General features: G+C 47.0%; 21 protein-coding genes and 1 tRNA gene. 15 read left to right on the forward strand and 7 right to left on the reverse strand.

The window, feature by feature from the left end:
* Positions 1–71 precede the first annotated feature (71 nt).
* Positions 72–1,883 (reverse strand): sensor histidine kinase, encoded by a 1,812-nt coding sequence (locus MTBPR1_RS04500; protein WP_069186372.1) that lies wholly within the window; start codon positions 1,881–1,883, stop codon positions 72–74.
* A 161-nt stretch (positions 1,884–2,044) separates the two neighbouring features.
* On the opposite strand from MTBPR1_RS04500, the gene MTBPR1_RS04505 reads away from it, so the two are divergent.
* The 4 genes from MTBPR1_RS04505 to MTBPR1_RS04520 all read left to right on the forward strand — a co-directional run bounded on the left by MTBPR1_RS04505 (position 2,045) and on the right by MTBPR1_RS04520 (position 5,763).
* Positions 2,045–3,736: a tetratricopeptide repeat protein gene (locus tag MTBPR1_RS04505; protein ID WP_126465016.1), complete on the forward strand. Its 1,692-nt coding sequence runs from the start codon at positions 2,045–2,047 to the stop codon at positions 3,734–3,736.
* Positions 3,733–4,587, forward strand: a complete 855-nt coding sequence (locus tag MTBPR1_RS04510; protein ID WP_069186374.1) for a 4-(cytidine 5'-diphospho)-2-C-methyl-D-erythritol kinase — start codon at positions 3,733–3,735, stop codon at positions 4,585–4,587. Before MTBPR1_RS04505 ends, MTBPR1_RS04510 begins: the two co-directional genes overlap by 4 nt.
* 64 nt (positions 4,588–4,651) lie before the next feature.
* A tRNA-Gln gene (locus MTBPR1_RS04515) sits at positions 4,652–4,726 on the forward strand.
* 212 nt (positions 4,727–4,938) lie between these two features.
* A complete protein-coding gene (locus MTBPR1_RS04520) occupies positions 4,939–5,763 on the forward strand; it encodes a protein phosphatase CheZ (protein WP_165602612.1) in 825 nt (274 codons plus the stop codon).
* A 10-nt stretch (positions 5,764–5,773) separates the two neighbouring features.
* On the opposite strand, the gene MTBPR1_RS04525 is transcribed toward MTBPR1_RS04520, so the two are convergent.
* From MTBPR1_RS04525 to MTBPR1_RS04535, 3 genes are all read right to left on the reverse strand, one after another.
* The gene (locus tag MTBPR1_RS04525; RefSeq protein WP_069186376.1) at positions 5,774–6,850 is read right to left on the reverse strand and encodes a DUF2336 domain-containing protein; all 1,077 of its coding nucleotides are present in this window, start codon (positions 6,848–6,850) and stop codon (positions 5,774–5,776) included.
* Positions 6,851–6,980: 130 nt separating this feature from the next.
* Positions 6,981–8,141, reverse strand: coding sequence for a glutathionylspermidine synthase family protein (locus MTBPR1_RS04530; protein ID WP_069186377.1), 1,161 nt, complete (start codon positions 8,139–8,141; stop codon positions 6,981–6,983).
* Positions 8,142–8,202: 61 nt separating this feature from the next.
* Entirely contained in the window at positions 8,203–8,760 is a 558-nt protein-coding gene (locus MTBPR1_RS04535; protein ID WP_069186378.1) for a DUF1190 domain-containing protein, read from the reverse strand.
* A gap of 69 nt (positions 8,761–8,829) precedes the next feature.
* On the opposite strand from MTBPR1_RS04535, the gene greB reads away from it, so the two are divergent.
* Entirely contained in the window at positions 8,830–9,306 is a 477-nt protein-coding gene (gene greB, locus MTBPR1_RS04540; RefSeq protein ID WP_069186379.1) for a transcription elongation factor GreB, read from the forward strand.
* Between the two features lie 39 nt (positions 9,307–9,345).
* On the opposite strand, the gene MTBPR1_RS04545 is transcribed toward greB, so the two are convergent.
* Together MTBPR1_RS04545 and MTBPR1_RS04550 are read right to left on the reverse strand one after the other, a co-directional pair.
* Entirely contained in the window at positions 9,346–10,632 is a 1,287-nt protein-coding gene (locus MTBPR1_RS04545; protein ID WP_083222885.1) for a methyl-accepting chemotaxis protein, read from the reverse strand.
* Positions 10,610–11,137 carry a PAS domain-containing protein gene (locus tag MTBPR1_RS04550; protein ID WP_069186380.1) on the reverse strand — a complete coding sequence of 176 codons (528 nt, stop codon included), beginning with the start codon at positions 11,135–11,137 and terminating at the stop codon, positions 10,610–10,612. The genes MTBPR1_RS04545 and MTBPR1_RS04550 overlap by 23 nt, the downstream gene beginning before the upstream one ends.
* Before the next feature lie 282 nt (positions 11,138–11,419).
* On the opposite strand from MTBPR1_RS04550, the gene rplU reads away from it, so the two are divergent.
* From rplU to MTBPR1_RS04575, 5 genes are all read left to right on the forward strand, one after another.
* Complete coding sequence (gene rplU, locus MTBPR1_RS04555; protein WP_069186381.1) at positions 11,420–11,731, forward strand: 50S ribosomal protein L21; 312 nt, start codon at positions 11,420–11,422, stop codon at positions 11,729–11,731.
* A 26-nt stretch (positions 11,732–11,757) separates the two neighbouring features.
* Complete coding sequence (gene rpmA, locus MTBPR1_RS04560; RefSeq protein ID WP_069186382.1) at positions 11,758–12,015, forward strand: 50S ribosomal protein L27; 258 nt, start codon at positions 11,758–11,760, stop codon at positions 12,013–12,015.
* A gap of 151 nt (positions 12,016–12,166) precedes the next feature.
* On the forward strand, positions 12,167–13,270 hold the full coding sequence (obgE, locus tag MTBPR1_RS04565; RefSeq protein WP_069186383.1) for a GTPase ObgE: 1,104 nt from the start codon (positions 12,167–12,169) through the stop codon (positions 13,268–13,270).
* Between the two features lie 53 nt (positions 13,271–13,323).
* Positions 13,324–14,457 carry a glutamate 5-kinase gene (gene proB / locus MTBPR1_RS04570; protein ID WP_069186384.1) on the forward strand — a complete coding sequence of 378 codons (1,134 nt, stop codon included), beginning with the start codon at positions 13,324–13,326 and terminating at the stop codon, positions 14,455–14,457.
* Positions 14,454–15,377: a glycosyltransferase family 2 protein gene (locus tag MTBPR1_RS04575; protein WP_069186385.1), complete on the forward strand. Its 924-nt coding sequence runs from the start codon at positions 14,454–14,456 to the stop codon at positions 15,375–15,377. The genes proB and MTBPR1_RS04575 overlap by 4 nt, the downstream gene beginning before the upstream one ends.
* Here MTBPR1_RS04575 and MTBPR1_RS04580 read toward each other — a convergent pair.
* Positions 15,374–16,594, reverse strand: a complete 1,221-nt coding sequence (locus MTBPR1_RS04580) for an MFS transporter (RefSeq protein ID WP_069186386.1) — start codon at positions 16,592–16,594, stop codon at positions 15,374–15,376. The two genes, MTBPR1_RS04575 and MTBPR1_RS04580, sit on opposite strands and share 4 nt — an antisense overlap.
* 72 nt (positions 16,595–16,666) lie before the next feature.
* On the opposite strand from MTBPR1_RS04580, the gene MTBPR1_RS04585 reads away from it, so the two are divergent.
* The 5 genes from MTBPR1_RS04585 to MTBPR1_RS04605 all read left to right on the forward strand — a co-directional run bounded on the left by MTBPR1_RS04585 (position 16,667) and on the right by MTBPR1_RS04605 (position 20,303).
* Entirely contained in the window at positions 16,667–17,941 is a 1,275-nt protein-coding gene (locus MTBPR1_RS04585) for a glutamate-5-semialdehyde dehydrogenase (RefSeq protein WP_069186387.1), read from the forward strand.
* 38 nt (positions 17,942–17,979) lie between these two features.
* Positions 17,980–18,579 carry a nicotinate-nucleotide adenylyltransferase gene (locus tag MTBPR1_RS04590; RefSeq protein WP_069186388.1) on the forward strand — a complete coding sequence of 200 codons (600 nt, stop codon included), beginning with the start codon at positions 17,980–17,982 and terminating at the stop codon, positions 18,577–18,579.
* A gap of 52 nt (positions 18,580–18,631) precedes the next feature.
* A complete protein-coding gene (gene rsfS / locus MTBPR1_RS04595) occupies positions 18,632–18,976 on the forward strand; it encodes a ribosome silencing factor (protein ID WP_083222886.1) in 345 nt (114 codons plus the stop codon).
* An 11-nt stretch (positions 18,977–18,987) separates the two neighbouring features.
* Positions 18,988–19,446, forward strand: coding sequence for a 23S rRNA (pseudouridine(1915)-N(3))-methyltransferase RlmH (gene rlmH / locus MTBPR1_RS04600; RefSeq protein ID WP_069186390.1), 459 nt, complete (start codon positions 18,988–18,990; stop codon positions 19,444–19,446).
* Positions 19,447–19,595: 149 nt separating this feature from the next.
* Positions 19,596–20,303 (forward strand): hypothetical protein, encoded by a 708-nt coding sequence (locus MTBPR1_RS04605; protein ID WP_083222887.1) that lies wholly within the window; start codon positions 19,596–19,598, stop codon positions 20,301–20,303.
* Positions 20,304–20,413 lie beyond the last annotated feature (110 nt).

Consider the following 20,413-nt stretch of genomic DNA (forward strand, 5'->3'; position numbering starts at 1 on the left):
TTAATTGCTCTCATTTCTTAAGAGACCTATACATAAGTATAATAAACTTTAAAAGAAAGGACTAATTTTTCTCAGGCAGAAGGTAAGGTAATGCTGAAGGTTGAACCCTCGCCTTCTTTGGAAATGACATTGATGGTGCCGTTCATATTTTCAACCATGGCCTTGGAAATGGTCAGGCCAAGCCCTGTTCCCCCTTTGTGGCGTTGATCTGAACTATCGGCTTGAGTGAACTTATCAAAGATTTTGTCGCGCATTTCACGTGGGATGCCGCGCCCCGTATCAATGACAGAAATAGCGACTTTCTTGTTGCGCAGATAAGCGCGCACTTTGACCGTATCTTTTTCATCGGAAAATTTAATGGCATTGGAGACTAGATTTGCCATGACCTGCATCAACCTGTCTTGGTCAGCGAGTACCTGAAGATCTTCACCATTTGTATCACAATGAAGTGAGACGCCGAATTGGTCACCATATGTGCGGTGGTTGTCAATCACGGTATTGAGAAAGCTGTTGATTTGAATGGGCTGGATGTCTAAATCCATTCGCCCTGATTGCAGCTTATCCATATCTAAAATATCATTGACCAACAGGGTCAGGCGCTCGCAGTTGTTATTGGCGAGTTCCACCAGCTTTTTAACCTGATCAGAAAGTTCTGAATTGTAGTGGGAATTAAGCAAGCCAATTGCGCCGCGAACAGCGGTGATGGGGGTGCGCAATTCATGAGATACGATGGAGGTGAATTCTGATTTCGCCTGTTCGAGCTTTTTAATCTCGGTAATATCGGTATGGGCACCGATCATTCTGATGGCGCGGCCTTCTTCATCGCGCAAGGCATAGGCACGCACAAGGATAAAGACCGTATGGCCTTTTTTATGGCGAAAACGCTGGATCATTTCAAAACGATCGGTTTTGCCTTGGCAGTGCGCGTCCAGTTCATTCATGGCTTTGAGGCGGTCTTCTTCAAAAACCAGATTAGCCCAACTGTCAAAACGATTGACGATTTCATCATCAGCATAGCCAAGCTGGGCTTTCCATTGCGGCGAGAACCAGACTTGGTCTGACACCAGATCCCAATCCCAAATGCCATCGGATGTTGCGCGAAAGGCCATAGAGAGAAGCTCTTCTTTATTGCGCAGGCTTTTTTGATGGAGACGCTCTTCTGTGACATCCTGAATAATGCCAAACATGCCCTTAATCACCTGATTGGCATCGCGCTCACACACCGCTCGCACAATCACACTTCGTCTTTGGGTATCTTCGCGTTTGATGACCAGCTCGGTATTGATCTCGCTGGCATCATTGAGAGCTTGTTGGATTAAGGTCCAAAGCTGTTTTTGATGGCTGCCGGAAAATGCATCGATAAAATCATCCAGTGTGATTTCTGTTTTATTAGGCCGCCTGCCAAAGATGTTGAAGACCTCTTGGGACCAATCAAACAAGCCGGATGCCGTATCTAAATGCCAGTGACCAACCCGTGCGGTCTGTTCTGCCATTTCAAGCAGGTTAAGCTTATAAAGGGTGTGGATTTCACTTTGTTTTTTGGCATCAATATTATGACCATTGCCATAAAGCTGCTTGCCTTGGCGCGTGACAGACCAGCTAAACCAAATATATTGTTCGTCACGGTTTTTACAGCGACATTCAAAATGCGCAGCCTCACCTGTTTTTAAGCAGTTTGATAAGGCTTTTTCCACGCTCTTAATATCATCACAATGAAGAAGCTCAAGCACAGTGAGGGACGTAAGTTCCCCTAGGGGCCAGCCCAAACTGTGTGACCAAGATGCACTCGCTTTTTCAAAGCCCATTTGATCATTAAGAATACAAAGCAGGTCTAATGATGTTTCAAACCAATGATCAAGGCCAACAGATTCTTTTTCTGACATTTTTATCTCTTTAGCACCGTATTTTTTTCTTAAAGATACAGTATTAATAACAAAAAAACTATTTATGAGTTTGCACCACGGGTAATCGCTCGGCTACACTGCATTTTAAATAAAAGACGATGTGATAAAAAACTAAAGGAATTCAAGTGGCTGCTTTGGGCATGAAAAAGATTTTTGTGAGTGCACTGATCTGTGCGCCGCTTTTAATGACAGGCTGCACAACAGCAAGTGAGCCAAGCGCAAAGCCACTTACGCCGGGGGCATCTTCTTTTTCTGATTATCTTGTGGGGCAATATGCCGTGCGACATCGCCAGATGCGCGATGCAGCAGATTTTCTTTCTTCTGTGAAATCCAGCGAAGACCTGCCAACCACCTTGGATAATAACCTTGATCGCCAGCTTTTCACCATTTTAGCAGGCGAGGGTCGCATCAGTGAAGCCGCGCAAATTGCGAAAAGGCTGAAACAAGACAATCTTATGTCTCATGTGCTTTTGATTGTTGATCATGTGGCACAGGGTCAGATGAAGTCGGCTTATGAACTGGCAGAAACACTATCTTCAAAAGGTCTTGGAGCTTACGTTAAGCCGTTGGTCCATGCTTGGTTAATTGCAGGTGAAAAAGGGGTGGATGCGGCGCTTAAATCCATGGATGGTTTTAAAGAACAAAAAGGTCTGGAAGCGCTTTATCATCTTCATAGTGGGTTATTAAACCAATATGGGGAGCGTTTTGAAGAGGCGGAAAAACATTATAAACTAGCCTCGGTTGGCCCCAATGGCATGTCGCTTCGCCTAGCAGAGCTTTATGGCACATTGTTGGTGAAGCAAAACCGTCTGGCTGAGGCCGAAAAAGTCTATCAGGACTATTCACTGGCCCATCCCGACTCACTTTATATCCAAGCTATGCGTGATGAATTGGAAAGCGGGGTTCTGGCAACACGCACGGAACTTTCCATTAAAGATGGGATTGCGGAAACCTTATTTGGCCTGTCTTCATCGCTGCGCTCACACAGTACGCGTCAGGCCGGTTTGATCATGGGGCGTTTGGCGCTGCATATCAAAGCTGATTTTCCCATTGCGCAGATTTTGGTAGCAGAAATCCTAGAAACGGATGGACGTTTTCTTGATGCCAATGCGGTTTATAACACCATCCCTAAAACCAACCCATTTTCATGGTCTGCACGTTTGCGCATGGCGCTGAACCTTGATGATATTTCACGCAGTGACGAAGCCATTGATGTTTTAGAAGAGATGGTCGCCCAGCATCCTGAACGCCTTGAAGGGTTGATGACCTTGGGCGATGTGTTGCGCCATCGCGACCATTTTGATAAAGCCCAGGCGGTCTATGCCCAAGCAATTGACCTGATTGGGCAAGGGATTGGGCGCCACCATTGGAACCTGTTTTATTCCCGCGCCATTACGCTAGAGCGTTTAAAACGTTGGGATGAGGCGGAACCTTTATTTCTAAAAGCCTTAGAGCTGGAACCAAATCAACCTTTTGTGTTGAACTATCTTGGTTATTCATGGATCGAGATTGGGCGCAATATGGATAAAGCCCAAAAGATGATTGAAGAAGCCGTGGCCCAACGCCCGCGCGATGGCTATATCGTGGATAGTCTGGGCTGGGTTTTATACCGTATCGGCGAGTATGAAAAAGCCGTTGTTCATTTAGAGCGCGCGGTTGAACTTCAAGCTTCTGATCCTGTCATTAATGATCATCTTGGTGATGCCTATTGGAAGGTGGGGCGCAATCGTGAAGCGCGTTTTCAATGGTATCGCGCACGTAGTCTAAACCCTGAAAAAGATGTTCTGGAAAAAATTGAAGAAAAAATCAAAAACGGCCTGATTGAAGAATGACCATCACACGTGAGGCATTTGCCAAGGTTAACCTCTATCTACATGTCTGTGGGCGGCGCGATAATGGCTATCATGAGCTTGATAGTCTGATTGTTTTTGCCCAGACGGGGGATATTTTGAGCTTTGAAGAGGCTGAAGATATCACCTTGGAGGTGAGCGGGCCGATGGCACCTTTTTTGGATGGGGAACCGGCAGATAATCTGGTTTTAAAAGCAGCCCATGGTTTGCGTGCTTTAAGCGGCCTTGAAAAAGGCGCGCGTATCACCCTTGATAAAAGACTGCCTGTGGCGGCGGGAATCGGTGGGGGGTCTGGCGATGGCGCAGCGGCCCTTAAAGGTTTATGCGAACTTTGGCAGATTTTTCCAGACCCAATGGGGCTTGAAGAGCTTGCCTTGTCCCTTGGCGCAGATGTACCAATCTGTATGAAAGCCCATGCCAACCATGTGGCGGGAATTGGGGAAAAAATCACGCCCTTGCCGCCCTTGCCTGATTGTTGGATGGTGTTGGTGAACCCCATGGTTGCGGTTTCAACGCCTGCTGTTTTTAAAGCGCGCACAGCTGAGTTTAGCCCTGCGGCCCCCATGGGTGGGGAATATGGTTTTGAGGGCTTTATTGAGGCCCTTAAAGAACGCCAGAACGACCTTATGGCCCCGGCTATGGAAATTGCCCCAGAGATCAAACCAGTGTTGGAAGCAATATCAGCGCAGCCCGCCTGCCGTTTGTCCAGAATGTCGGGCAGTGGCGCAACTTGCTTTGGTTTGTTTGAGCATGAAGAAGCTGCAAAAGAGGCCTTGGACCAATTAAAATCCATCCAGCCTTCATGGTGGGTCTCACTGGGTAAAATAATTTGATTTTTTTTAAATTATCCTCTTGCACTTTCGAAAATTAGGTCGTATGTTCCGCGCCACCAAGTAATGGGGCATCGCCAAGCGGTAAGGCACTGCTTTTTGGTAGCAGTATTCCCAGGTTCGAATCCTGGTGCCCCAGCCAAAAAAAGCCGATCGGATTTTCCGGTCGGTTTTTTTGTTTATTGAGACTTTCCGGGATATTTCCCTTATCTGATGATTTTGGGGGTATGGGAGAGATTTTATAAAAAAAAGAATCCAAAGCTTGGCAGGGCGTTGCACTTAAGAGTATTATAAATATCACTATAAAAAAGACAGTAGGGTTACATAATATAACCCGTTTCAATGGAGTTTTTAATGGCCGAACAGGTACCCGTTCAGTTATTGGCAGAGCAAATTTTACATCTGGTGGATTATATCACTAAGATTAAGTCTGAGCTTGCCGCCATTAAACACCCAAAATCTTCGGTTGATCACTTTAATACGGTGTCCGATCAGCTCAATACGATCTGTGAAACCACCGAAGATGCGACCAACACGATTATGGAGTCTGCTGAGGATATTCTCAATTCAGTTGAGGACCTAAGCGCAAATGTAAAATATCCAGAGGCGCAAAATTCTTGCAATAATATTCAAGACAGCACCAACAAGATTTTTGAATCCTGTTCTTTCCATGATTTGACAGGGCAGCGTATTTCTAAAATCGTGCGTATTATGAACAAGCTCGAAGGCACGCTTGATAGCTTGGTTGAGATTGTTGGGCGCAAAGGGCTGGAAGAAATGCCCGTTGATGAGAATGAAACCATTGAAGATGCCATTGGCATGCGCGATGGCGATATTGCCATGCACGGGCCCGATGTGGTTGGTCAGGAAGTCTCTCAAGACGATATTGATGCCTTGTTTGGTAATGATGCCGCGCCAGCACCCAATGCTCAGGTCTCACAAGATGCCATTGATAATCTGTTTGATTCACCCGCTCCTGTTTCGCCACCCGCAAAAGAACCCGCTGCGCCCGCATCTGCTGTCTCTTCTCAAAGTGAAGTTGATGCCCTGTTTGATGCAGAACCTGCGCCAGCTGCCAAAGAACCTGCACCTAAGCCTAAAGAGCCGAAAAAAGAAGCCGCAGCCCCAGCACCGGGTGGACAAGTTTCCCAAGACGATATTGATAAGTTATTCGGCTAAAACCCACGCCTTAGAAAAAACGCCATTTTTTCTTTTTATTCGCGGTCTGGGTTAACCAGCTTTCAGGCTCATCTGCCTGCGCGCATAAGTCATCTGGGGAGGTGATCGCGCGGTTCTTTTTGCTGTGATATTCCACATCCACCATATAGTTGATGGCTTGAAATTCCGCCATGGGCAGGGCAGCTTGGGTATAAAGGGCTTTAAAGCCTTTTTCGCCTTTGTCTTTAATGAGGGCTTGGGCATTTTGCACAGGGATTTTTACGCGCTGAGCCAAGCCATATTCAAAGAAGGTGCGGTCTCCGATTTCTAGCGCTCTGATGATCAGCTCATTACTGAGTTTCCCTTGTTTATCCAACGCAATCACGAGCTTTTGCGCATCGCGTTTGGATAAAGGGTTCTGAAAGAACCGCTGTTTGGCATCTTCGCGCGATTCAAGGACCATTTTTTCCAGTTGAACGGGGCTGATATCGTTGGTTCCAAGGAGATGTGCCTTGATTTGATCACTGATCAGATCAACCATTTGATCAATGATTTGGGCAGGTAGTTCTGCGCGCGAAGCCATGCTGGATTGAATCTGTGCGCTTTGATTAAAGCGTTGTAAAACAAGCTCATAAGTTTGCTCAATAAATTGGGCACCCTCATTTTTTAAGGCATGATCAACAACTTCTTCACTACCTTGGCTGCAAAGATTATGGGTGACGTTGGGGCTTAATGCGGGGCGATGGGCAATGGCTAATTGGCGCTTAACATCCCCTGTTTTGATCAAGGTAATCAGGTCTGCATCATCGAGAAGCTCATTAAACTCCAGCATAGGCAAAGAGACATCTAAAACATCTTGAGCCAGTTTTAGAGCAAGTTCTTTGGGAATGTCAGTTGAGTTCTTCAGGGCTTGGGAAAGGGAGCAGCGAACCGTTTCATCAATATCATCGGCCAGTTTTTGGCAGATGGCGAGGGCCAGTTCAAATTCTGTCTCCGATAAGGTCTCGCTATTCATATTATAGGCGATTTTCTGCGCCAGAACAGCGCGGCGTTCCGGTGACGCATCCCCATATAAAATCTTCACATCATTTTGTGTGACTTCAGACATAACAAGTATCCCTATAACCCTGAAAAATTATAACAGATTTGTAAATCTATCCCTAGGGTAGAATAGAATTATCTTAATGTATGTGACGGCGCACACATAAAGATGAGTTTTTTGAAGAGCTTGCTTTAGATTAATCGCGTATCACATGCGGGATAAAGCGCGATGTATCCTTGGTTATGGCTGAATTATCTTCGCGAATCCCCATGCCGCAGGGTTGGCTGGCCACAAGCCAACTGCCAATCACTGTATGGTTGCCCTCAAAAATGGGCAAAGGGTGTAAAGCTTGTACGATTGAGCCTTCTTCCCCATAAGGGCCAGTGACGCTTTCAATTGCTTCGCCGTCTTGATGAATGGTGACATTAGCACCTTCGCGCGAAAAGAGCGGCTTTTGAACAAAACCACCGCTTAAGCTGGACGCTTTTGGATCATCAGAAAAATAAGCCGGTAAAAGGTTCGGATGACCTTCATACATATCCCATAATACGGGTAGGATGGCTTTGTTGGACAGGACCGTTTTCCAAGCAGGCTCAATGAAGGTTGCACCACAGTCTGCCATGGCGGCCCCAAATTCATCCTGCATCATCCATTCCCATGGATAGAGTTTGAAGAGATTGGTGATGACATGGTCATGCAGGTCTGTGAGACGCCCTTGTTCATCAATACCAATTTCTTCCATATGGATGAAGTGTGTCTCGATTTGGGCCTGATTGGCACATTCTTCGATATAGCGAACGGTGCCTTCATCTTCAAGGCTACCTTGGCAGGCGGCTAAATGAAGAGTGTCTTTGATCTCCATCGTGCCAAAGGCACCAACCATGGCTTCATGAAGGGAGTTAAACTGGTCACAATCAGGCGGGATGAGCCCCTGTTCCATGGCTTGTTCCAGCCAGACCCATTGAAAGGCGGCACTTTCATAAAGCGAGGTGGGGGTGTCAGCATTATATTCTAAAAGCTTGGCAGGCCCTGATCCATCATAGGAAAAATCCATGCGACCATAGAGATTTTTTTCACGGTTTAACCAGCTTTGGCGCACAAAGTCCCAATAATGTCTGGGGATGGCAAATTTTTGCAGCAGGCTTTCATCGTTGATGACGCGTTCCACCACTTCAAAACACATCTGCTCCAACTCGGCTGTTGGGTCTTCGATGTGGGTTTCAATCTGCTCTAGGGTGAAGCGATAACACACGCTTTCATCCCAATATTTCTCACCATCAATGGTGTGAAACTGGAAGCCGACCTCTTTTGCCAGGTCCTGCCAGTTGGAACGTTCTTCAATCTCAATACGATGCATTTTTTTTCCTGTTACACTGGTGAAGACCAGTGTCTAGTTTCTGGCCTGTGCCAGAATGACATCAGCCACCATAGCTCTTAAAGCCACCCGTCTTGCGCATGGCTGTGCTGCCAAAACCACCGCGACGCACGGTTGAAGTTTTGGTTGTTGGGCGTTTGGTCACGTTTGAGGGGACTTTTTGCACACCCGTTTTGCCAGAGACTTTTTGGTTATCACCCGTGCGGAAGTTTTTAGGATCATCTTTGGAGCGATAAAGCGGCTGTGTTGCCACGTTGGAACGTCCACCCCCTGACAGCATGGAGCCCATCATATAGCCCATCATCATCGGCATGAAGATAGAACCACCTGTGGAGGTTTGTTGCGGGGCCTGTTCACATTGTGCTTCACCAAAGTCAGCTTGGCAATCTTCAACGGAGGTGTATTTCGGTGCTGTGCGCACATGTTCTTCAGCAGCTTTTTCCCAACCTTGGCGGCATTGATCAAGGTCTTGTCCTTCAAACTTTGCACATTCATCCACGTCTTCGAAAATAGAGGCAACCTCATCGGGGTTGTCACATGCCGTCATGGTGAAAAGTGTTGCACCCATGAGGGCCAGTTTTAAAGATTTTGAGCGTTTCATTTTGAATACCTTTTGACCTGTCTGCAAAACAATGTAATCAGAATAGAAAATCAAACAAGTGAAAGTTCAATGGAAAGACCAAATTACATCACTCCAGAGGGTCTTGAGGCCCTAAAAGATGAAAAATACGCGCTTTGGTCGGTTGAAAGACCCAAAGTGGTCAAGGTGGTTTCATGGGCTGCGGGTAATGGTGATCGCTCAGAAAATGCCGATTATCAATATGGTAAAAAACGCCTGCGCGAAATTGATCGTCGCGTGCGTTTCCTGACTAAACGTATTGAGGCGGCGGTTGTGGTTAAGGTCGAAGAGCAAACCAACCGCGATCAGGTCTTTTTTGGCGCAAGCGTTATTTATGAAAATGAGCGTGAAGAAGAAGTTTCTGTGCGCATCGTTGGTGAAGATGAGGTCGATTCCACCAAAGGCTTGATCAGCTGGGTCTCGCCCGTTGCGCGTGCGCTCAATAAAGCGCGGGTGGGGAACTTGGTAACAGTAAAGACCCCCAAGGGCGCAGAAGAGCTCGAAGTTATCGAGATTTCTTATAAGTAAGAGCCCCCCCGCATATGGTGGGAGGCTCTTAACGATAATTTACAGCATTTTAAAGAAGGTCTTGAGGTCTGTGTTGAGTTCTTCCACAGGTTCAATCTGGTCACCAGCGGCCCAAATTACGGCAATGGCCCCTGCATAAGACCCGGCTGAAGCTTGGGCAATATCACCGATGCGATCAGATACTTTGGTGGATTGATCGGCAACATGGCTGACTTTGGTTGAAATGTCACTGGTGGCTGCACCTTGTTCTTCAACTGCTGCTGCGATGGCGGCTGAGACTTCATTAATTTCATGAATGGTGCGGCTGATATCGCGTGATTTATGGACAACACCATCTGTGGCCTCTTGAATATTGCCGATTTGCTCTGCAATTTTATCAGTGGCTTTACTGGTTTGATCTGCAAGATTTTTAACTTCAGCTGCCACAACGGCAAAGCCTTTACCAGCCTCGCCTGCACGTGAAGCTTCTACAGTCGCGTTTAGGGCAAGGAGATTGGTTTTTGCTGCAATGTCAGAAATCAACTGGATGACTTCACCAATGTTTTTGGCTTCATCAGAAAGCATGGTGATATCACTTTGAATACTTTCCACATTATCCATGGCTGTTTTGGACGTTTCACTGGCGTAAGAAACCTGACGGGTAATCTCAGCAACAGAAGAGGTTAATTCTTCGGTTGCAGCAGCAACAAGCGTGATGCTTTGTGAGGTTTCAAAGGCAGAATCCGCAACTTCAATGGTGCCTGATGAGCTTTTATCGATTTTGCCGCCCATGCTTTCGGCTTCTTGAACGATAGAATTGGAATTTTCCACAACACGGCCAACCACTTCATGCACTTTTCCTTGCAGTTCAATAGATGATCTTTGCATTTCAGAAAGGTTATGGATGGAGCCATTGATATCGCGTGAGGCTTTTAAGAATGCCCCTGTCATGCCGCGCTCAAAAATACGACGGAAGTATTTTTTATCAGCAACATATTCCATAGCCGCAGCTGATTCACGAACAAAGGCATCTGTTCGATCAATGGCAGCGTTTACCGCATCATAAAGCTCTTGGGTTTTTCCCGAGCTTACAGACGTGATACGGGCTTCGAAATTACCTTTGTCAATTTCATGACATACACGTGTAACTTCATCCATGCCTGCACAAGAAGCAGCACTTTCACCCGAAGAAAGCAGGAGAAATAGACAAACAGACGTGAGCACGATCAAGACAACAGGAAGCAGGGAAAACCCGCTTACAACAATCGTCTGGATGAAAAGGGCGATCAGCGCGCCAAAGGCAAGAATAGTTAAAAACGTAGTCCTAGATTGAGAGGATAAACTCATCGTAGGCAACACCTTTCTCGTTTAAGATGCCCATTAAATGCTGAGTTGAGGCTTCCATACCTTCTTTTCTATTTTGATGGGACTGTTCAATTTGTAACAGTTGGGCATAAAGCGGAATGATGATGTTATCCAGCGTGTCGCGTTTTGGAACGCGGCGGTTTGAATGATATCCCACAATATTGCCACTCACATCAAAGCTTGGCGTAACATGCGCCAAAACCCAGTAATGGTCACCGTTTTTGCAGCGGTTCATGACATAAGCAAATAGCTCTTTCTTCTGTGCCATTGTGTCCCAAAGGAGTTTGAAAACACATCGTGGCATATCTGGATGACGGATCATGCTGTGGGGTTGACCCATGACTTCAGGCAGGATGTAGCCCGCAACATCAAGGAAAATTTTATTAGCGTAAGTAATGCGGCCTTTTAAGTCCGTTTTACTAACGATAATCTCATCGTCACCAAATGTACGTTCTTCCCCGGTCAAAATATTATTGGCGTTCGTCATCTTTTGAGAACCTTTGTTGGTTTTTGCTTTGTACAAGACATTTTATAAAACAAATTCCATTTGTACACAAAAAACTCATAAAATTTATGTGGTTATACATATGTGGTAGTAAAACAGACAAATATTGACTCTTTGGCAAATATAAGTATATTGCGCCGACTCTGGATAAAGATGTTTTTCTTTGTCCATTTTATCAGCACGCTGCTTGGGGTAATTTTTAAGTTGGCAAGTTCTGCATGATGCAGGCACCGTAAAGCGCGTATATTAAAGGGTATGTGAACCATGTTCGCTATCGTTAAAACAGGCGGCAAGCAGTATACTGTCGCTGAAAACGACGTAATCGTTGTTGAAAAATTGGCTGGTGAAGCCGGTTCTGAAATCAAGCTGGAAGACGTTCTTCTGGTTGGTGCAGAAGGCAAAACCACAGTTGGCACGCCACTTGTTAAAGGCGCTGCAGTTACTGCAGAAGTTCTTGAGCAAGGCAAAGGTGATAAAGTTATCATCTTTAAGAAAAAGCGCCGTCAAAACTATCGCCGCACAAAAGGTCACCGCCAAGAGCAGACTGTTTTGCGCATTAAGTCTATTAAAGGCTAAGGCCGTTAACCTCAGGAGATTAAGTTATGGCTCATAAGAAAGCTGGTGGCTCGTCCCGTAACGGTCGCGATTCAGAAAGCAAACGCCTCGGCGTAAAAAAATACGGTGGTGAAGCTGTTCTCGCTGGTAACATTTTGGTCCGTCAACGCGGCACAAAATTCTACCCAGGCGAAAACGTAGGCATCGGTAAAGATCACACTCTGTTTGCTACAGCAGAAGGTAAAGTGAACTTCCGCACCAAAGCCAAAGGCCGCACCTACGTAAACGTAGACGCTGCTGAATAAGCTTTTTCAAAGCTTATGAAAAGTTAGAGAAGAGAGGGGTGGTTTTTCCATTCCTCTTTTTTCGTTAATAGAAATATGTCGTCCTCGCCAATGTGGGGATCTTTTATCCAGATTATACGGAGGTCCCCGCATCGGCGAGGACGACGAGACAATGAAATTCTTAGATCAGGCAAAAATCTTTCTTAAAAGTGGCGATGGCGGCAATGGCTGTACCAGTTTTAGACGAGAAGCAAATATCGAATTTGGTGGCCCTGATGGTGGTGATGGCGGTCGCGGCGGTGATGTAATCATCGAATGTGTGGATAACCTCAACACCCTGATCGATTATCGCTATCAGCAACATTTCAAAGCCAAGCGTGGCGATGGTGGTGCTGGGCGTAACATGTCTGGTCGCAAAGGCAACGATGTTGTCTTAAAAGTCCCTGTGGGGACACAAATCTTGGATGAAGACCGTGAAACGGTTCTGGCTGATTTTCTAGAACCCGGTGTTTCAAGTGTCTTGATGCGCGGTGGTGATGGCGGGCGCGGTAATGCCCAGTTTAAAACATCCACCAACCAAGCGCCTCGCAAAAATGAGCCGGGCTGGCCCGGTGTGGAACGTTGGGTCTGGTTGCGCCTTAAACTGATTGCCGATGCTGGCCTTGTTGGTTTGCCAAATGCGGGTAAATCCACCTTTTTATCAGCTGTTTCGCGCGCCAAGCCAAAGATTGCAGATTATCCCTTTACAACCTTGCATCCTAACCTTGGTGTTGTGCTTTCTGGTGATAAGAAAGATGGTCGTGAGTTTGTGATTGCCGATATCCCCGGTTTGATTGAAGGTGCCCATGAAGGCCAAGGCCTGGGCGATCGCTTCCTTGGGCATGTGGAACGCTGTGCGGTTTTGCTCCATCTAATTGATGTGACCCAAGACGATGTGGATGTGGCTTATAAAACCATCCGTCACGAGCTGGAAGCCTATAGCCCTGAACTGGCAGCCAAGCCTGAAGTGGTTGCACTTAATAAATGTGATGCACTGCTTGAAGAACAGGTGGCAGAGCAAAAAGAACTGCTGGCAAAAGTCTATGATGGCAATATTCACACCATTTCCGGTGTGGCCCACACAGGTGTGCCTGCTCTCTTGCTGGAAATGCAACGCATCATTAAAGGTGAAGTCGGTGGTGTTAAAGAATTCACCGCAGGCCCATGGGATGAAGGCCCTCTTGATGAAGATAAGAGCGAGCAAGGCGAAGATAAACCGTTTGATCCATTGGGATGACAACGCATTTCTAATCCCCTATAAAAACATCAAGAATATATCAGGGTAATTTTATGAGTGATCTTCTCAAAAGTACGCAGGTTCAAGATGCCAAGCGTATTGTCATTAAAATCGGCTCTGCCTTGTTGGTGGATGAAGCCCATGGCACGGTGCATCGCAAATGGCTTGATAGTCTAGCTGCTGACATTGCAGCTGTGCGTGCACGTGGTCAAGAAGTGGTGATCGTTACTTCTGGTGCCATTGCGGTGGGAAGACGCCATCTTGATTTACCTAAAACAAGCCTGCGCCTTGATGAAAAACAAGCCGCTGCGGCCTGTGGTAATATCCGCCTTGCCCATGCCTATCAGGAAGTTCTTGGTCATCATCAAATTACTGTGGCGCAAATTTTGGTGACCTTGGAAGATAGTGAAAATCGTCGTCGCTATATTAATGCGCGCAATACCATTGAGACATTGCTGAAAGTCGGCGCGGTGCCCTTGATTAATGAAAATGACTCTGTGGCAACCGATGAAATCCGTTTTGGTGATAATGATCGTTTAGCCGCACGGGTGGCTGCGATGATCAGTGCGGATACGCTTGTGTTATTTTCAGATATCGACGGACTTTATACGGCTGATCCTTCTAAGGATGAAAATGCCACTTTTATTCCCGTAGTTGATAGTATTAATGCTGATATTGAGGCCATGGCGTCTGGTTCTGCCAGCGATGTGGGCTCAGGCGGTATGACGACAAAAATCGCTGCTGCTAAAATTGCCATTAATGCGGGCTGTCGCATGGTGATTACCAAAGGAGAGCGCGAGCATCCTTTAAAAGCCTTGGAAGATGGCGCAAAATGTACATGGTTCTTACCTGCTGCCACACCCAAGAAAGCGCGCAAACAATGGATTTCGGGCAGTCTTAAACCTGTTGGCGAAGTCATTGTTGATGGCGGGGCGATCAAGGCCTTAAAGGCGGGGAAAAGTCTCTTGCCCATTGGGGTGAAGGAAGTTAAAGGCGATTTTATGCGCGGTGAGGCTGTTACGGTTAAAGGACCGGACGGGGTGGAGATCGGGCGCGGCTTGATTGCCTATGGCTCAGAAGATGCGCGCAAAATCGTTGGGGTAAAATCTAGCGAGATTAAAGATAAGCTTGGTTATATAGGGCGTGATGAAATGATCCATCGTGACCATCTGGTGGTGGAACTATGATTGATATTTCTTACGTTATCACGGTTTATAATAAAGCCCCTTATATGGAACCCATGCTCAATGGGTTGGAGCGCCAAAGCGGTGATTTTTCGCGCGAATATATCTTTGTTGATGATGGCTCCACAGATAATTCAGTTGAGATGATCCGGGAGCGCACAAAAGGCTGGGATAACGTGCGTATCATCACGCGAGAAAATGGCGGCATCAGTGTGGCAACCAACACAGGTGGTTTTGCGGCATCTGGTGAATTTATCAAAATCGTTGATGCCGATGATGTGCTGACTTCTTATGCCTCAAGGCGCATGTTAGAAATGATGCGCGAACATAAGCTTGATCATCTTTCCGCCAAATGGGTTTTAAGTGATGATGTGGAAGCTGAAGCCTTAAAGCAAGAAGATGAGAGCGGTAGCGTTCATATCATTAATGATCCACTTCGTGAGTTTATTAAACGCGGTATGGCAGGCTCAACCTCCACCATGGTGCGTACCAGTATGTTTAAGGAAATGGGCGGGGCGGACCCTGAAGTCTTTGTGCAAGATGTTTCCATTCCCTTGCGTGTGGCTGGGCGTGGGCGCATGGGCTCAACCGACCTTTTGGCTGTTATTGGCCCGCGCGATGTGGATGGGCGCATGATGGGGGCACATCCCACCATGGTCTATACCATGAGTGCCAATATGTATCATTTCTTGCGCGATAACCCCGATGTGCCAACGCAATTGCAACGTTTGGCGTTTAAACGCTGTGCGGGGCGGGCATGGAAATGGGCCAAGCGTGAACAGAAGAAATCCATGTTTTCAAAGGATTTCTATCTCTATCTTATGGCGCAACTGCCCATTTGGTATAAGACGGCAAACTGGATTAAAGAAACCTTGCATACATGGGATAATGAAGAGATCCGCCATCCGCCCAAACGCGGTTAAGAGCCGGTCATCATCTTCATGTTTTTTTGCTGGATACCCAACCAGATGACGCTGAGTAAAGCGAGCAGGAGCGGTAAGCCAATGACCATATTGACCCAATCCCAGCCCATGGCATTTTGAATGGCCCCGCTTGAAAAGCTGCCGATGGCAACAACGCTAAAGACAATCAGGTCATTTACCGCTTGAACTTTGGAGCGTTCCGTCTCGCGGTAACATTGGGTGAGCAGGGATGATCCGCCAATAAACATGAAGTTCCACCCCACCCCAAGCGCGACAAGCGCAAACCAGAAATTCATGAGATCAAGTCCGCTTAAGGCAAAAGCCATACAGGCGACATTTAACAGTGTGCCGATAAAGATAATGCGCAGCACCCCGTATTTTTTAATCAGTTTTCCGGTAAAGAAACTGGGCAGGAACATGCCGACCACATGCCATTGAATGACAAAGGCTGCATCTTTAAATTCAAGCCCGCATCCCACCATGGCAAGTGGGGTAGCTGTCATGACAAAACTCATCACCCCATAGCCCATGGCGGCAGCGAGAACAGCGGTGATAAAGGCGGGTTGTTTGGCAATTTCGCTTAACGGGCGGGCGGGTCCGTGATGGTCTTCATGGGGGACATCATTTCTAAAACGCACCAGACAGACAACGAAAATAGCGGCGATATAGACAAGGGTGAGAGACGCAAAGCCCCCGGCAAAAAGCACAGGCTCAAAATAATCCTTGGTCTGGGTTGCCAGCCATGGCCCTAAAAAGGCTGCGATGATCCCACCTGCCATCACATAGGAAATGGCTTGGGGGCGGTGTTGAGCTTCGACCACTTCGGTTGCGGCAAAACGAAGATACTGACCAAAGGAATTTGTTATCCCAAGGCCAAAACTGCCCGCAGAGAATAACCAGAAAGAACCTTCAAAAATGCCCCATGTGGCAAGGCCTGCGGAGAGAAAACCAATGAAGAAACCAACGCTAAAGCCAATCTTCCTGCCGACTTTCCCCATAAAGAGGGAAGCGGGAACAGCGGCGCACATCATGCCTACAAACTGGATCGCCAAGGGCAGGGTGGACATGGACGGATCATCAGCCAAGTAGGTACCCGTAAGGGCTGTCATGGTCATGATCAAGCTGCCCGCACTCATGACTAAAGCCTGACAAGAAGACAGTAAAAAGACCTGAAAACGGTCCCTTGACCAGTTGTATGTATATTCGTTTGTACTCATGAAATAGTGATACAGGTTGCCAGAGGGAATTGAAATGCTTATTTTGACGCACATATATGTAAAAATAAGGAAATGAGTGCAATGAGCGCGCAAGATATTAAAGCAATGATGGCAGAACTTGGTGAAAAGGCGAAAGCCGCAGCCCTGGAATTGTCCATTGCCCCAAGTGAGCAAAAAAACGATGCCCTGTTAAAAGGGGCAGCCTTGCTGCGCGCTAATGCACCGATGATTAAAGAAGCCAACGCCAAGGATATGGCAGCAGGCCAAGAAAAAGGCTTAAGCGGCTCTATGCTGGATCGCCTCATGCTGGATGATGCGCGCATTGAAGGTATGGCAAAAGGTCTTGAAGCGATTTCCCAGCTGGATGACCCGGTCGGTGAGATCATGTCTCAATGGGATCGCCCTAATGGTTTGAATATCACGCGTGTGCGTGTGCCCCTTGGTGTTATCGGCATTATTTACGAATCGCGCCCAAACGTAACGGCGGATGCGGGGGCTTTATCATTAAAGTCAGGTAATGTGGCGATTTTGCGTGGTGGCTCGGAAAGCTTTCATTCCAGCCATGCGATTATGGATTGTCTCGCCCAAGCGCTGGAACAAGCGGGCCTGCCCAAGACCTGTATTCAAATGATCCCCACAACCGACCGTGCAGCCGTTGGTGAAATGCTCACCATGTCTGAAACCATTGATGTGATTGTGCCCCGTGGCGGTAAAGGTTTGATTGAGCGCATTACGCGCGAGTCGAAAATTCCGTTGTTTAAACATTTAGATGGTATTTGCCATATCTATGTGGATGCGGCCTCGGATTTGGAAAAAGCCCGCAAGGTGATTGTAAATGGTAAAATGCGCCGCACAGGAATTTGCGGGGCAACTGAAACCGTGTTGATTAATCGCTCTGTTCTTGAAAGTCAGGCCAGTGCCATTTTAGGTGACCTGATGGATGCGGGCTGTGAGGTCCGCGGTGATGGGGATATTCAGGCCCTTGATGATCGTGTGGTTGCAGCGAGCGAAGAAGATTGGGGCATGGAATATCTTGATGCCATCGTTTCTGTCAAAGTGGTTGAGGATGTGAAAGAAGCGGTGAGCCATATTAATAAGTATGGCTCACATCATACCGATTGCATCATCACCGAAGATAACCAAGCTGCGGAAGATTTCCTCAATCAGGTGGATAGTGCGATTTGTGTGCTTAATGCCTCAACTCAATATGCCGATGGTGGTGAGTTTGGCATGGGCGCTGAGATCGGCATTTCCACGGGTAAAATGCATGCGCGTGGGCCCGTTGGTGTGGAACAGCTCACCAGCTTTAAATATAAAGTGCGCGGTGATGGGCAATGTCGTCCATAAGCGTGCGTTTTTTTGACGCCCTTTTGTGGAATTAGGCAATGCGCATTCCTTCTTTTGGACCTCAGACAAAATTAACAGTCGGCCTTTTGGGCGGGTCGTTTAACCCCGCCCATGAAGGTCATGTCTATATTTCTGAGACAGCATTGAAGCTTTTGGGGCTAGATCAGGTTTGGTGGCTGGTGAGCCCGCAAAACCCGCTGAAATCCAAAAAAGGCATGGCTTCAATCGAAAACCGGGTGAAATCTGCACAAAAAGTGGTGCGAAATCCCCGCATTCAGATCACAACACTTGAAACTCGGCTCAACACCCGCTATACCGCCGACACGCTAAAAGCATTAAAGCGGCGTTATCCTCATATTCGCTTTGTCTGGATTATGGGGGCTGACAATCTGGCCACGTTTCATCGTTGGAAAGATTGGCAGGCGATATTCAAGACCTGCCCAATTGCAGTCTTTCATCGCCCGACCTATGCTTTAAAGGCTATATCGTCGATGACAGCAAAATGTTTTGCATCATATAGACTGCCCCAAAAGCAGGCATCTGTGTTAAAATGTAAAGATACTCCGGCTTGGGTCTTTCTGCCCATACGGGGAATGGCGATCTCGGCGACCCAGATCAGGCAACAAATGAAGGACTAAGACCATAGCACGCAAAAAAAACGGCCAGATAAGCTCCAAGGAAATCCTGGAAATGGCTGTCACTTCCCTTGACGACGATAAAGCAAGAGATATCGTAACGATTGATCTGGCTGGTAAATCCAGTCTTGCTGACCATCTTGTTATTGCGTCTGGTACGTCTCAACGCCAAGTGGTTGCTATGGCGGATCATTTGATGGAAAAACTAAAAGCCCAAGGCCTGAAAGGTCTGTTTGCTGAAGGTAAAGAGCAAGGCGATTGGGTTGTGGTTGATGCCTTTGATGTGATCATCCACCTGTTCCGCCCAGAAGTTCGCGATTTCTACAATCTTGAAAAAATGTGGAATGTTGAACTGCCTGAAAGCGGTGCCAGCGAAGAAAACTCCGAACATATCGGTTAAAAACCGTGCATGTGCGCACACATATTATCGCCATGGGAAAATGGAAAAAAGGCCCGGAAAAGGACCTTTTTGAAACCTATGGCGCCCGCATGCGTCCCGCCCCCGTCCTAAAAGAACTGGATTTTCGCAAAAAACTATCTGGCGCGGAGCTGAAACAGGCTGAGGCGGAGCTTTTGCTCAATGCGGTGCCTAATGGCGCGGTGATTGTGGCATTGGATGAGCGCGGTAAAACATTTTCGAGTCGCGAATTTGCTGGAAAAATCCAGAAATGGCAGGATCAGGGCCGCGGTGATATTGCCTTTATCATCGGCGGGGCTGATGGGCTGGATGAAAGCGTGCGCGCCCGTTCTGATTTGCTCATAAGTTTTGGGTCAATGACATGGCCCCACATGCTGGTGCGCCCCATGTTGGCTGAACAGCTCTTTCGCGCATCGGCGATTTTATCGGGTCATCCTTACCATAGGGACTGATTTATTCGCCTTTAGGTTATACTTACCCAAAAAAAACCGGATATTATACTTTATTTCCCAATAAAGACGTTTGCGGTTTTGACGAAAACGGGCATAATCCCCTATAACTTGAGAAACGACTTTTACTAACTAGGGGCGAAGCGATAAAAATGCAAGATTCTGTCAGCTCATATGCGTTGGAAGCTGCTGACCAACAGGTTGCGCAATACCAACAAGAACTCTTTGGACAATGTAGAAATACATTTGAAGCCTTTCAGGGGCTTGGCGATGTTGCCGAAGATATGCGGATTCTTTCCTTGAATGCGGAATTAGCAGCCGGCCGTGCTGGTCAATATGGTGTTTCTATTCGTGCCTTGACGCAATATACGCGTGAGTTGGTAAACCGCTTGGAACAGATCAATCTTGAAATGCAAAAGATTGAAGCCTTCAATGCAGCCGAAGAAGAAGTCCAAGAAGAAGCCGCTGCGGTTGAATATGCTGAAACTGTTGAAGCTGTGGAAGAATACCCACAGGAATATAGCGAAGAATATGCGGCTGAAGAAGCCACCTATAGCGAAGCTGATGATATTGCTTATGCGCTGGAAAGATTTGCCAGTGATAATGGTGGTGTGAAATACCTTAACGAACAAGCAAAACGCATTGCTGAGGTTGTTTCACAATCCAACTCTATTGCGACAAACATGGCGATTGAGGCCGCAACGGCTGGTCAATATGAAGATACATTTACCAATGTGGCAAATGATATGCGCGGTTTCGTAGATACCTTGAAAAACATGGTGACACGTGCGCAGGATTCTATTGAAAAAGCATTCCGTGCAGAAAAAAGCCTTAAAGAGATTGATGCAGCCGGTCGTTAATCGACTGCTCATCAGCTCAGTATTTATTATGTGGGTCGTTGTTGGTTGAAGTGTCAAAATATCTGGCATTTTTGCGGGCAACGACCCACATACATTACGACTATGACACG

Source organism: Candidatus Terasakiella magnetica (assembly GCF_900093605.1).
In the GTDB taxonomy this organism is placed as follows: Bacteria; Pseudomonadota; Alphaproteobacteria; order Rhodospirillales; family Terasakiellaceae; genus Terasakiella; species Terasakiella magnetica.

Excerpts from the sequence above, each read along its gene's own strand:
- MTBPR1_RS04500 (WP_069186372.1), bottom strand. The coding sequence starts at position 1,883 with ATGTCAGAAAAAGAATCTGTTGGCCTTGATCATTGGTTTGAAACATCA.
- MTBPR1_RS04505 (WP_126465016.1), top strand. The coding sequence starts at position 2,045 with ATGAAAAAGATTTTTGTGAGTGCACTGATCTGTGCGCCGCTTTTAATG.
- MTBPR1_RS04510 (WP_069186374.1), top strand. The coding sequence starts at position 3,733 with ATGACCATCACACGTGAGGCATTTGCCAAGGTTAACCTCTATCTACAT.
- MTBPR1_RS04520 (WP_165602612.1), top strand. The coding sequence starts at position 4,939 with ATGGCCGAACAGGTACCCGTTCAGTTATTGGCAGAGCAAATTTTACAT.
- MTBPR1_RS04525 (WP_069186376.1), bottom strand. The coding sequence starts at position 6,850 with ATGTCTGAAGTCACACAAAATGATGTGAAGATTTTATATGGGGATGCG.
- MTBPR1_RS04530 (WP_069186377.1), bottom strand. The coding sequence starts at position 8,141 with ATGCATCGTATTGAGATTGAAGAACGTTCCAACTGGCAGGACCTGGCA.
- MTBPR1_RS04535 (WP_069186378.1), bottom strand. The coding sequence starts at position 8,760 with ATGAAACGCTCAAAATCTTTAAAACTGGCCCTCATGGGTGCAACACTT.
- greB (WP_069186379.1), top strand. The coding sequence starts at position 8,830 with ATGGAAAGACCAAATTACATCACTCCAGAGGGTCTTGAGGCCCTAAAA.
- MTBPR1_RS04545 (WP_083222885.1), bottom strand. The coding sequence starts at position 10,632 with ATGAGTTTATCCTCTCAATCTAGGACTACGTTTTTAACTATTCTTGCC.
- MTBPR1_RS04550 (WP_069186380.1), bottom strand. The coding sequence starts at position 11,137 with ATGACGAACGCCAATAATATTTTGACCGGGGAAGAACGTACATTTGGT.
- rplU (WP_069186381.1), top strand. The coding sequence starts at position 11,420 with ATGTTCGCTATCGTTAAAACAGGCGGCAAGCAGTATACTGTCGCTGAA.
- rpmA (WP_069186382.1), top strand. The coding sequence starts at position 11,758 with ATGGCTCATAAGAAAGCTGGTGGCTCGTCCCGTAACGGTCGCGATTCA.
- obgE (WP_069186383.1), top strand. The coding sequence starts at position 12,167 with ATGAAATTCTTAGATCAGGCAAAAATCTTTCTTAAAAGTGGCGATGGC.
- proB (WP_069186384.1), top strand. The coding sequence starts at position 13,324 with ATGAGTGATCTTCTCAAAAGTACGCAGGTTCAAGATGCCAAGCGTATT.
- MTBPR1_RS04575 (WP_069186385.1), top strand. The coding sequence starts at position 14,454 with ATGATTGATATTTCTTACGTTATCACGGTTTATAATAAAGCCCCTTAT.
- MTBPR1_RS04580 (WP_069186386.1), bottom strand. The coding sequence starts at position 16,594 with ATGAGTACAAACGAATATACATACAACTGGTCAAGGGACCGTTTTCAG.
- MTBPR1_RS04585 (WP_069186387.1), top strand. The coding sequence starts at position 16,667 with ATGAGTGCAATGAGCGCGCAAGATATTAAAGCAATGATGGCAGAACTT.
- MTBPR1_RS04590 (WP_069186388.1), top strand. The coding sequence starts at position 17,980 with ATGCGCATTCCTTCTTTTGGACCTCAGACAAAATTAACAGTCGGCCTT.
- rsfS (WP_083222886.1), top strand. The coding sequence starts at position 18,632 with ATGGCTGTCACTTCCCTTGACGACGATAAAGCAAGAGATATCGTAACG.
- MTBPR1_RS04605 (WP_083222887.1), top strand. The coding sequence starts at position 19,596 with ATGCAAGATTCTGTCAGCTCATATGCGTTGGAAGCTGCTGACCAACAG.